An 11,514-nucleotide genomic window follows, 5' to 3' on the forward strand; every position below is an offset into this window, starting at 1 on the left:
TAGAAAAATTAGCTGCAGCCATTTACATAATCCATTCGCTCGTCTTTCCGATATTGCGTGGATAAACTAAAATGTAGCTCAGGCGCAGGCCCATAGGACCAAAACCCGGGTTTCACTTCGTTTCACCCAGGCTACAAAGTCATTTTGATCACTTATTCTATCCGCGCAACCATGCCTTGTGAGCAAGGCAAAGCGTACTAGGAGTTTGATTGCTTTTTCCAGCTTTAAGCATCACTAATTTTTTGGGCAATACCATGCTTAAATTTACCCCAACTTAAGACGCGCGAAATTTGCTGGGCATTGTTTAAATAAAGTAAACCACTATTGTTATTAATTGGCTTTTGTGGCGACGAAACAAGCTGGTTTAATTGGGCTGATAGCGCGTAGGCATCTGTACCTAAGGCATAAAGACGACTATAGCTATTAAATTGCTCAGGCCAATTTTTATTGGTTAAGTGGTGTTGAAAAACCCAGGGCATATCACAAAAAATTAAGCCATCTAAATCCTTATCCATTTTCTGATTTTTAGTTCCCGCATAAACACTGGAGGTAGCATAAACAGGAATATCGCCGGCAAAATAATATTTTAATAAAGGCATTATTTGGCGAGCCTTAGATGGATAAGCAAGCAAAAAGATCATATCAAAATCTTGCCTGCGTTTACTTATAACCAAGCCTTCCTCCCCGGGTTTAACCTTAAATTGCTTTTCTTTAGCGGCTTGCTCAGAAACATGTAGAAACTTGCGAACCGCTTGATTTAAATCAGTCGTATTATCATAAACTAATTGTTCAATTAAGCTGCCACCATTAGCTTCCCATTGGCTTATAAAAGCTGACGCTATTTCGCTGCCCCAAGCGCCAGCAGGTGCAATGATTAAAGCTTTGGTTAAGCTATTTTTACTGGCTTTAACCGCAACCTGCTTAGCTTCATCTAGGGGTGATAAGCTAAAATGATAAATGTTATTTCGATTGTTCTTAATGGTTAACCCTGATTCATTGATATCGTTTAGTAGTAGTGTGGGAACAGGATGCTCTAAAGCCGCGACTTTTAAAACATCTGTTTTTGTCAAAGGGCCTACGACATAATCAGCACCATCTGCTAACGCTTTTTGATAAAGCTCTGTTACATCTTCTGCAGCTGTATCATAGACACGAAGGCCCACTTCATTATCAAGTTTGCTGTTATTATAAGCTGCCATAAATCCATCACGTATCGCCCCACCGGGGCCCGCTAAGGGTCCGGTAACCGGTAAAAGCAATGCCATTTGCTGCGGCGCGGTATAAGCTGTCATCCTTGTTGTTAATTTATAACTTGCTGCCATTTGAGAAGCTAGAATAGTATTCGCTGGGTGCGTTGGGTAATCTTGCTGCCATCCATTTAGCTCATGCGATAAGCTGGTATTATCTTTAGCTGTTTGCCTAGCTATTAATGCTAACTTCAACCAACCTTGTAATTCGGTACCCTCTTTCGCTTCTATAGTGAGTGTATTTAATTCTGCAACAGGTAGCTTATTTAATACCAACCAAATAAGCTTGCGATTCTGCTGTCGGCTTGCAAAATCAGTTAACAAATGCTCAAGTTTTATACGTTCATTGGCTGCATAAACAATCTTATCTAAAGCCTCATAAGACTTAGCTAATGTCTCATGGAATTGAGCTTGATAAAACATAGGTAGCTCACTCGGATGCTTTACGCTAGAAAGTTTTGCAATAGCCTCTTTAGGCTGCTGGTGTATTAAATCAATTTTAGCTAGAAAAATCTTTTTAATATATGCTTGAGTAGCTGATAATTTTGCAGTTTGCGCTAAAATAGCAGCTGTTTGCTGCCAATTACCATCGAAAAAAGAACGGCCTGCAGCCATAATTAGCATATTTTGCTTTTCACTTCCCTCTTGATTTTCTGCCCTAGCTAGATAAGCTGCAGCTGACATAGTATAAGGTGTAGATTTTGATAAAGTAGTCCTGGCAGTGCTTTCAGAAATAGTGGTGCAACGTGAGAAAAAAACGACTGAAATAATGATACAACTTAGTTTTAAAACCAAGAATTTTGGTAGCATATAAAAAGTCCAGAGGGCGAGAACGCAATAGGATAAACTATGGAAAATGCTTCAGCAACTAATTATGGCACACTTTATATTGTAGCGACGCCAATAGGTAATTTAGCAGATATTAGCGAGCGGGCTATCAATAGCTTAAAAAGTGTTGATACCATTTTAGCTGAAGATACGCGTCATTCACGGCCTTTACTAACTGCGCTTGGGATTAGTAAGCCTTTACTTTCTTTACATGCTCATAATGAAAGTGAAAAAAGTGAAGCGATCATTAACGCTCTAAAAAACGGACAAAACATGGCGCTAATTAGTGATGCTGGCACACCCTTAATTAGTGACCCAGGGTATGTCTTAGTAAAGTTAGCAAGACAAACTGGCATAAGAGTCACACCTATCCCCGGCCCCTGTGCATTAATCACTGCGCTGTGCGCGGCCGGCGTGCCTTGTGATAGTTTTTTATTTATTGGTTTTTTACCTGCTAAACAACAAGCTCGCTTAACTCAATTAACCTTGTTAGCAGCTAGCGAATACACTTCTGTACTTTATGAATCTACGCATCGCATACTTGCGTGCGTTGAAGATATTATAACAATTTACGGCCATGATTATGAATTTGTGCTAGCTAAAGAGTTAACCAAAACGTTTGAGACGTTTATTCAAGCATCAGGGGATAAAATTAAAGCGTGGCTACTTAATGATTTATCGCATGTTAAAGGAGAATTTGTAATTATTCTGCCCGTACAACCTGTAGTTAAATCAGATGAAGATGATAAAAAATTATTATCTGTGTTGCTTAAAGAAGTTCCCTTAAAACAAGCTGTTAAAATTGCAAGTGCCCTTTCCTCAACTACCAAAAATGATCTGTATAAGTTAGCGTTAAGTTTGCAGAAAAAATAACTTACGTCAAAGTGCTATTTGCTATACTTTATAAATAAAAATTAATGGATTAAGCTATGTCGCTGCTAAAAAAAACATCTTTTTTGCTTATTTTTTTATTAGTGCTACTCCCTTTTATTGGTTATGCATTGGGTGGTATTTATAATTTTTTAGCTATCGTTATGTTACTCACCATTGTTCCTATTGTTGACTACCTTGTGCAAGATTCTTCTAATCCTAATACGAAACAAGAGCAGCAGCTTAAAAAAGACAGTTATTTTAAAGCAATTACCCTCCTTTATGTCCCGGTACAAATTATTTTTCTTACCACGGCCCTTTATATGGTTAGCACGCATCACTTAGTATGGTATGAATGGCTAGGTTTTTGTTTTTCTATTGGCTTCCTAACGGGCGGCGTTGGCATTAATTTAGCTCATGAATTAATACATAAAAATACTGCTTTAGAACAACTCTTAAGCAAAGTATTATTGAGTATGGTTTTTTATGGTCATTTTACCATAGAGCATGTGCGCGGCCATCACATTTGGGTAGGCACACCTCATGATCCAGCAACTGCTAAATTAGGTGAAAGTTTTTATCGATACTTACCAAGAGCTGTTATAGATTCATTTACTTCTGCCCTGCACTTAGAAAAAAAACGCCTAGAGAAAAAAGATTATTCTTTTTATAGCTATCATAATCAATTTTGGTGGATTATCTTTGCACCTTTAACCATAAGTTTATTTTGTTATTTATTAGGCGGTTGGCTTACATTAATTTTCTTTCTAGGTCAGGCTATAGTGGCGTTTACTATATTAGAATTAGTCAATTACATTGAGCACTATGGGTTAGAGAGGGAAAAATTACCAAGTGGCCATTATGAAAAGGTTTCTTTTAAACACTCATGGAATGCCAACCATTGGCTAAGTAATGTTTTACTTTTTCACCTGCAACGACATGCCGATCATCACCTTTATGGCGCTAAGCCCTATCAACTCTTAAAACATGTAGAAGAAAGCCCGCAGCTCCCATCAGGCTATTTAGGCATGATGCTTTTAGCCTTAATACCGCCGCTTTGGCATAAGGTTATGGATAAACGAGTTTTAGATTATAGAGAAAAATACGAAAATAGCGTGTTGGCCTAAGGCGAAAGGCACATTGAAAACTTAACCTCAGTTTGGAATATTTAGCCCGTGTTTACTTGTCTTTAAGGCTTTTTCCAAACATGCTATACACATCTATGTTGCTCGATGAAGGACATCCATGTTCTTCAACGGCTAAGTAAAATTAGCTAACCAAAGCAGGCAATAGGAGAATACCCTCCCTCGTATTGCTCTTCGGTTTCCTCATCATCATAATCGCTATCATTTCCTTCCGTATTACCATCTTTTAATATGGGCTTTTGCTCATCAGATTGCTGCGGTAATTGAGCTTGCGCTTGCTTTTCAGCGTGTTTTTGATAGGCGCGCCATACTTCATAAGTAAGATAGACAGCCGCTAAAACTAACGCAGCTTCCCAACATATAGCAAAGGTTGCGACCATAAGACTTGGTAATACTATGTTTTTAACCATGGTAAAGATAAATTCATTGCGGGCTGCCTCATATTCCTTACGCGCTTTTGCAATGTCTTCACTGCTTGCATTACTTACTTGAGCTTGGGTGAATCTTAATTCTTTTTCTTTATACTCGTTATAAGCTGACGCTGATAAATACATAGCCACAGCAATGGTGCAGGCAGCGTAAGCCACAGGAATCAATACTGGCGAACCAACAATCATAGAAGCACTAAAACCTGCGGCTAATAGCAAGGCTGCGCTGGTATTAAAGTACAGAGTAGCACTAGTTGCTTGCCATTTTATTTCGAGCTCTTTTTGCAGTTCCTCGGTTAAATCACATTGTGCTTGCAATAAAGCGATTTTTTGCTCGTCATGACTCTTAATGGCCTCATCTAACAACTGCTTATAGTGTTTTAAGTCAGCTTCGTATTCTGCTTTTTTTAATAAATAATCTTGCTTAGCAAGATGATGACGCCAAAGCATTAAGGCTACGTCAAACACGAGAAAGCCTGCAGTTATCCATCCTGCGGCAGCAGCAGAGAGATGAAAGAAATCAGCGTAATTGGTTACACCATTTACCACGCCCCAAGTAATATCATTTAAAAATTCCACATGTCGCTTAGACATTTCTTTCTTAAACCGTGCCCATGCTTTTAAGCCTTTAACCTCATCTTCTTCATCCAGAGAAGGCGCGATGGTATGCTTAAGTACCATGGCAGCATTAATAAGAAAGCGCGCTGCAAAAAACCCAACACTTAAACCTCGGAAAACCTCACCAAAGGTTTCTAACTGCTTAATAATATGTTCGGAATCAACAGGCCTACTTAATAACTGACTTAATTGCTCTAGCCAATTCGTATTTTGGGCAATATGACGCAGTGAATGAGTAAGGGTTAGACGACAAAAGATCCAATAAATCCGATACACATTATAAAGGGCAATGTGATTACGTAATTTAGAAGTATGGATAGCACATCCAGCAAGATCACTTACCCCATCTTTTAATTGTTTACCTAACTCGGCAATGAAACTTGGCGAAGGCTCTTCAGGATGTATAATGCCGCGGCGCTTCTCTAGTTCAAGCCAAATTTGGTGGCGTAACTTTTGATATTGTTCAACTTTAGCTGGTTGGTCATAAGCTATGTAATAATTTTCTAGCATTAAACAGTAGTAATAACATAGCAGCCAAAATTCATCTCTCCTTGCCTTGTCTGTACTTAAAACTTGATAAAGGTGGAGAAATTTTTGCTCTATAAGCATTTGATTTTCGGACAACGTCTTAAAATCTTTTTCATTGGCTAAGCGCTCTACCATTTCCATCGAATCTTTAGAAATTTGCCCTGGAATAGTTTGAAAAAAAGTATACCCATCAGTGCGAAACGCTTTAGATTGTTTTGGAAAAGTCATAATTAAACCTAAGAAAAAGATACAAAAAATCAACAATACAAACTTAACATCCTTTATAACAGGAAACAATAATTTTTTGTATTTTTTTCCCCCACATTGATTTATTGATAACAAATACTTATTAAATATTGAATTTTATTCAAAAAAATAATCATATTGTATATTTTTTAAATAATTTAAATAGGTATTACGCTATTTGCCAATACAGAAACTAGAAAAGATTTTTCCTAGTAAATCATCAGGGGTGAATTCACCAGTAATTTCACTTAAGCATTGATGAGCCAGACGTAAATCATCAGCGAGTAACTCGCCCGCGCGAGCATTTATGAGCTGCATTTGCCCTGTTAATAAAAACTCTTTAGCTCTGTCTAAGGCATCTAGGTGTCTTCTGCGTGCTAAAAATTGGCCTTCGGTTGGGTGAAAGCCTACTAGCGCTTTAATCTTAGTAAGTAATAAATCAATGCCGGCACCTGATTTTGCTGAGAGATAGATTGCATCCTCTTCACACTTCGGTTTTTCGTTAATAGTATCAATTTTATTAAAAACTTTAAGCAGAGGAGTGCCTGTTGGTAATGAGCTTAAAATTGCTTCGTCAAGCTCATTGGGTTGGTTTTTTTGCTGAACATCTGCTAACAATAACACACAATCAGCCTTCCTGATTTCTTGCCAAGCTCGTTTAATTCCTTCTTGCTCGACTATATCATTACTCTCCCGTAAGCCCGCCGTATCAATAAGATGGACAGGGAGCCCATCTAATAGGACATATTCACGCATGACATCTCGAGTTGTTCCAGCGATATCCGTTACAATAGCTACTTCACGACAAGCTAAGCAATTTATTAAGGTAGACTTGCCTGTATTAGGCTCCCCGGCAATAACAATTGTTAACCCTTCGCGTAACATAACGCCTTGAGTAGCATTTTGACGTAGAATATCAAGATTGTTAACAATTTCCGTTAACTGCACTGCAACCTTACCATCACTTAAAAAATCAATTTCCTCTTCAGGGAAATCAATAGCAGCTTCAACGTATAAGCGTAAATTAATAATTTTTTCATTAAGCTCTGCTATTTTATGGGAAAAATCTCCTTGCAACGAACGCACTGCCATACGCGCTGCTGTTAAGGAACTTGCATGAATTAAATCGGCAATTGCTTCAGCTTGGGCTAAATCAATTTTATCATTTAGAAAAGCTCGCTCTGAAAACTCACCAGGCCTGGCAAGACGTGCGCCATAAGCAATGCATTCTTGTACTAAATAATCTAAAATAACTGGCGCACCATGCCCTTGTAGCTCAATAACATCTTCGCCTGTAAAGGAATGCGGTGCCTTAAAATAAAGCACTAGGCCCTTATCAATTAATTTATTTTGCTTATCAAAAAAAGCTGTATAAACAGCATGACGTGGTGTCAAATCCATTTGCTTAGTTAGCTGTTTCGTAATTAAATAGGCTGATGGGCCAGAAAGTCTGATAATCCCTACTCCACCTCGGCCAGGTGGAGTAGCAATAGCAACAATTGTCTCTTCTGCAAGACTCATTTTGCCGTCATGAGTTGTTTCTTAGAAGCTGGTCTATCATCGCTGTATTTGCGTGTAATATACCATTGTTGCAAAATAGATAAGGTGTTATTCACAATCCAATAAAGCACTAAGCCTGAGGGAAAATTCCAAAAGAGCGCTGTAAAGACAATTGGTAACAACATCATAATTTTCGCTTGCGTCGGATCAGGCGGCGCAGGATTTAAACGCTGTTGAATTAGCATGGTCACACCCATAATAATTGGCAGCACATGGTAAGGATCTGCAGCAGCTAAATCTTTAATCCAAAATATAAATGGCGCTTGCCTTAATTCCACACTCTCTAATAACACCCAATACAAGGCTATAAATACAGGAATTTGCACTAAAATAGGTAAACAACCGCCTAATGGATTAACTTTTTCTTGCTTGTAAAGCTCCATCGTAGCTTGGCTGATTTTTGCTTTATCATCACCATAACGCTCTCTTAAAGCTTGCAATTTTGGCTGTAATTTTCGCATGTTGGCCATGGATTTATAACTAGTAGCAGACAAGCGAAAGAATGCAAGCTTAATAAGGACGGTTACTAGGATAATGGACCAACCCCAATTCCCGACGACAGAGTGAATCGCTTTCATCAATGAAAATAAAGCTGACGATACAAACCATAGCCAGCCATAATCCACAGTCAAATCTAGCCCGGGAGATATCGCTTTTAAATTGCTAGTTATCTCTGGGCCAATATACAATTTAGCGCCTGTTTCTTTAACTTCACCAGGTTTAATAACGAGCGGTTGGCTAATTGTGCCGATGGTATAGTCGTTATTGGCGTTACGCGTATACATTAAATTCTTACTCTTAGCGGGTGGCACCCAAGCGCTAAGAAAATAATGCTGTTGCATAGCTATCCAGCCGCCAGTGACATCAACATTAAGATTAGCTTTATTCATATCGGTAAAACTAACTTTTTTATAACGACTGTGCTCTGGATTTGAATAAGAGGCACCAGTATAAGAACCTATGTGAAATAAACTAGATTGATCTTCAGTGGGCAATGTGCGAACCAGTTGGGTGTTCATGTAGCCACGCCATTCCTGCTGTCCTTTATTGGCAATTTGATAATTAACACCAATTAGATAGCTGCCACGTGTGAAAATGAAGTTCTTAGCTACGTCTAACCCATTATCTGTTTGTCCCTTTAAGGTAACGACTAATTGTTGCTCATTAGGATCTAGGAAATAAGTTTGCTTTAAGCTCGTGTAATTAATTTTCAGGTTATCAACTGTGCCATTGGTATTCATAACTAGGCTACTATTGGCTGTATAACGCTGATTAGGTTTATCATAAAGTAACGTAATTGGTGTTTGGCGTTCTTCAACACTAACGGGATAATTTAGCAGTCGCGCTTGTACAATATCACCAAAATTATTATCAATAGTTACAGCAAGCACATCTGTTTTAACTTGAATAGGCTGCGAACTCTGGGACACTGTCTGTGGGGTAGTTATTTGATTAGAGTCTGTTGTAGCAGCTGAATTACTAGCCTCTATATTAGGCAGTAAGCGGTTGTCATTATTATTAATATTGCTGCTAGACGTTGTGGCTGTTATTGGCGTTGACGGATAGTCCTGTTGCCAAGCAGACCACAAAGAATAAATAATTAGCGCAAGCGCTGAATATAATATAACACGTCGAATATCCATTAAGATTTCTCTTCTTTACGTAACACAGGATCGTAACCTCCTGCTGACCATGGATGGCAACGGAGCAAACGACAACACATTAACTTTATACCTTTGAAGATTCCAAAATGATTAATTGCTGATAATGCATATTCAGAACAACTTGGATAATAGCGGCAACTTGGCCTTAGCAGAGGACGAACAAATAATCGATACAAGATTATTGGAAAACTAGTCAATCGACGTAGAAAGTATTTAACTTTTTCCATGCATTACCTAAATGTGCAATAATTGAACTATTTTCTACTTTTGCTGCCCCATGCCTTGCTAAAAAAACAATATCTACCGCAGGTAGATTCTGAGTACGAAAGCTCTCACGCACTATACGCTTTAACCTATTTCGTTGACACGCTTTTGCTATTCTCTTTTTTGACAAAGAAAGGCCAAGTCTCGCGTAACCTAAGCAATTTGATCGATATAAAATCACAAATTCCGGGGTTAAAATTTTTTTGCCTTGAGCAAACACATAATCATACTCACTTTTAGTGATTAAGCGTCGTGTTTTGTCAAATTCATACACTAAGCTGATAAACGCTTACGACCTTTTGCACGCCGACGTTTTAATACTAATCGTCCACCTCGCGTTGCCATACGTTGGCGAAACCCATGATCGCGTTTGCGTTTTAGCTTACTAGGTTGATAAGTACGTTTCATTTTAGACCTATTGAAATTTAATTTTAAGGTGGGCAATGATAGAAAACTTTACAAGTTCTGTCAAACTGTCTTACGAGTTGCCAAGCCCTTTTTCCTTAATTTTAAATGACTGTGAAGGCATGCCTAAGCTTTCTAAATAAGAAAAAACGATTTCGCAGTTAATTTATACCAACCTTTTAAACAGGTTCATTACAAACCTGACGGTAAAGTACTAAGCAATTACGTAGTTCTTTGTTCCTAAATCGCTGTGCACCAAAGCGTTGCTGCATTCCCGCATCTAATCAAGCTTAATGAATAAATTTAAAAGAAATTGTTTTTAGCCAGTATAATAATAATTAAATTAATTTAAATAATATATGTTTATTATTAGCTTTATTTTTTCTGGGGATAACTATAAAAAGAAATTTAAAAACAAATAGATACGTTTAATTTAAAGCTGTTAAGAGTTCGTGTTCTTCTTGGTTAAGAGCTTAAGATAATATTTATAATAAAGCAAAACTAACTTAGCTATACACAATATTTACTAAAGTAATAAAGCCTTCTTTACACAAATTATTAGCCTAGAAAAATTGTTTAAATTTTATACTTAAGCTTGCTTACATAATAATAACAATAAAATAATATATTTATTTTGTTATGTTTATTATGATCAGTTTTTCTGTTGAAAACTTAAGAAACTATTTATTTAATAATAACTTAACTCAAAAAAAACCTGGTGATAGATAGTTCTTAACACGTAGCTGCTTTAGGTAATAAAGTGTTCTAATTAATTATAATTCACTTTTAACTTAAGATTATCCCCAAGATGGATTTAGTTTGTTAAGCGATATTTCTACGATTTAATGGGCTTATAAACAATCATTATCACCATTCTTAAGTTAAATGAAAAAATGTTGGTGCCCTAGAACACGCCTTGCATTATTTTTCACCTAATTTTGTTCCGGTAATAATAGTGGGAGAGACGCCTTGCCGCCTTACCTATTCTTTGACGCACTTATTTTCAGTGAGACATGCACAATTAATAACGATTTAAAGCAAAATTTTTAATTTTCATGAAGAGGATAGCTTTATCTCTTAACTTTTTTGATATACATTATTCTTAAACATACTTCTTGCCACTCAAATGAGAGGCTTTATGCGACTTAGGTGTCTTAAGAGGCTATTTGAAAGTGAGCTGTGGTAAGCTCTATAGCAAATTTCAAACAGACCCCTAGATCACAAGGAAAAGCATAAGTTTTGTCCCTTCAATGGTTAGGAGGTATGGAAAAACGTATTTTACCTATATGGATATAGAGTAGTTTTCATTTGCATAATTAGTTCTTTGTATATTCTTTTTTAAATAACTAATTTTGTTGAATTAGATTAACAGACCTCATATTAATAATAATTTATTTGACTTTTATCTTTAAATTTTGAATATTTAAAGTCCAATTTAATCAATTTTTGGGCATACTTGCTGTAATATACGGAAAAGTCGAACCTAGGAACTATATTTTTATTCTTTGCCAGGTATAATGATCGACCCGCCTATGATTGTTTTATTAAAGTATGACTATTTGCTTTATCAAAGCGGTTTTAGGAAAAGTGGCGCTTTAATTAATTTAAATAAATGCGTCACTAGCAAGCTGATATGCTTGCTGGCTTCGGTGGCAGTATTTAACTTTATTGGTTGTTTCAATGGCAACCATTGTTGCTTGAGGAGTTTTTT

Annotated in this window: 9 protein-coding genes; 2 read left to right on the forward strand and 7 right to left on the reverse strand. The window is 37.1% G+C overall.

The features are described 5' to 3' along the window. Nucleotides 1–224: 224 nt before the first annotated feature. Nucleotides 225–2,057, reverse strand: coding sequence for a penicillin-binding protein activator (locus DYE47_RS13990; RefSeq protein WP_115303955.1), 1,833 nt, complete (start codon nucleotides 2,055–2,057; stop codon nucleotides 225–227). A gap of 39 nt (nucleotides 2,058–2,096) precedes the next feature. Here DYE47_RS13990 and rsmI point away from each other — a divergent pair, with 39 nt between their 5' ends. Beyond that, nucleotides 2,097–2,948, forward strand: a complete 852-nt coding sequence (rsmI, locus tag DYE47_RS13995) for a 16S rRNA (cytidine(1402)-2'-O)-methyltransferase (protein WP_115303956.1) — start codon at nucleotides 2,097–2,099, stop codon at nucleotides 2,946–2,948. Between the two features lie 56 nt (nucleotides 2,949–3,004). Then, nucleotides 3,005–4,072, forward strand: a complete 1,068-nt coding sequence (locus DYE47_RS14000) for an alkane 1-monooxygenase (RefSeq protein ID WP_115303957.1) — start codon at nucleotides 3,005–3,007, stop codon at nucleotides 4,070–4,072. Between the two features lie 146 nt (nucleotides 4,073–4,218). Here DYE47_RS14000 and DYE47_RS14005 read toward each other — a convergent pair whose 3' ends face one another. From DYE47_RS14005 to rpmH, 6 genes are all read right to left on the reverse strand, one after another. Continuing rightward, nucleotides 4,219–5,892 (reverse strand): hypothetical protein, encoded by a 1,674-nt coding sequence (locus DYE47_RS14005; protein ID WP_115303958.1) that lies wholly within the window; start codon nucleotides 5,890–5,892, stop codon nucleotides 4,219–4,221. Nucleotides 5,893–6,084: 192 nt separating this feature from the next. Further along, nucleotides 6,085–7,431 carry a tRNA uridine-5-carboxymethylaminomethyl(34) synthesis GTPase MnmE gene (gene mnmE / locus DYE47_RS14010; protein ID WP_115303959.1) on the reverse strand — a complete coding sequence of 449 codons (1,347 nt, stop codon included), beginning with the start codon at nucleotides 7,429–7,431 and terminating at the stop codon, nucleotides 6,085–6,087. Continuing rightward, complete coding sequence (gene yidC, locus DYE47_RS14015; protein ID WP_115303960.1) at nucleotides 7,428–9,113, reverse strand: membrane protein insertase YidC; 1,686 nt, start codon at nucleotides 9,111–9,113, stop codon at nucleotides 7,428–7,430. The genes mnmE and yidC overlap by 4 nt, the downstream gene beginning before the upstream one ends. Then, on the reverse strand, nucleotides 9,113–9,361 hold the full coding sequence (gene yidD, locus DYE47_RS14020) for a membrane protein insertion efficiency factor YidD (protein ID WP_115303961.1): 249 nt from the start codon (nucleotides 9,359–9,361) through the stop codon (nucleotides 9,113–9,115). Before yidD ends, yidC begins: the two co-directional genes overlap by 1 nt. Next, nucleotides 9,328–9,672: a ribonuclease P protein component gene (gene rnpA / locus DYE47_RS14025; protein ID WP_115303962.1), complete on the reverse strand. Its 345-nt coding sequence runs from the start codon at nucleotides 9,670–9,672 to the stop codon at nucleotides 9,328–9,330. Before rnpA ends, yidD begins: the two co-directional genes overlap by 34 nt. Then, nucleotides 9,672–9,806 carry a 50S ribosomal protein L34 gene (gene rpmH / locus DYE47_RS14030; protein WP_115303963.1) on the reverse strand — a complete coding sequence of 45 codons (135 nt, stop codon included), beginning with the start codon at nucleotides 9,804–9,806 and terminating at the stop codon, nucleotides 9,672–9,674. The genes rnpA and rpmH overlap by 1 nt, the downstream gene beginning before the upstream one ends. Between the last annotated feature and the right edge of the window lie 1,708 nt (nucleotides 9,807–11,514).

Source organism: Legionella beliardensis, assembly GCF_900452395.1.
GTDB lineage: Bacteria > Pseudomonadota > Gammaproteobacteria > Legionellales > Legionellaceae > Legionella_C > Legionella_C beliardensis.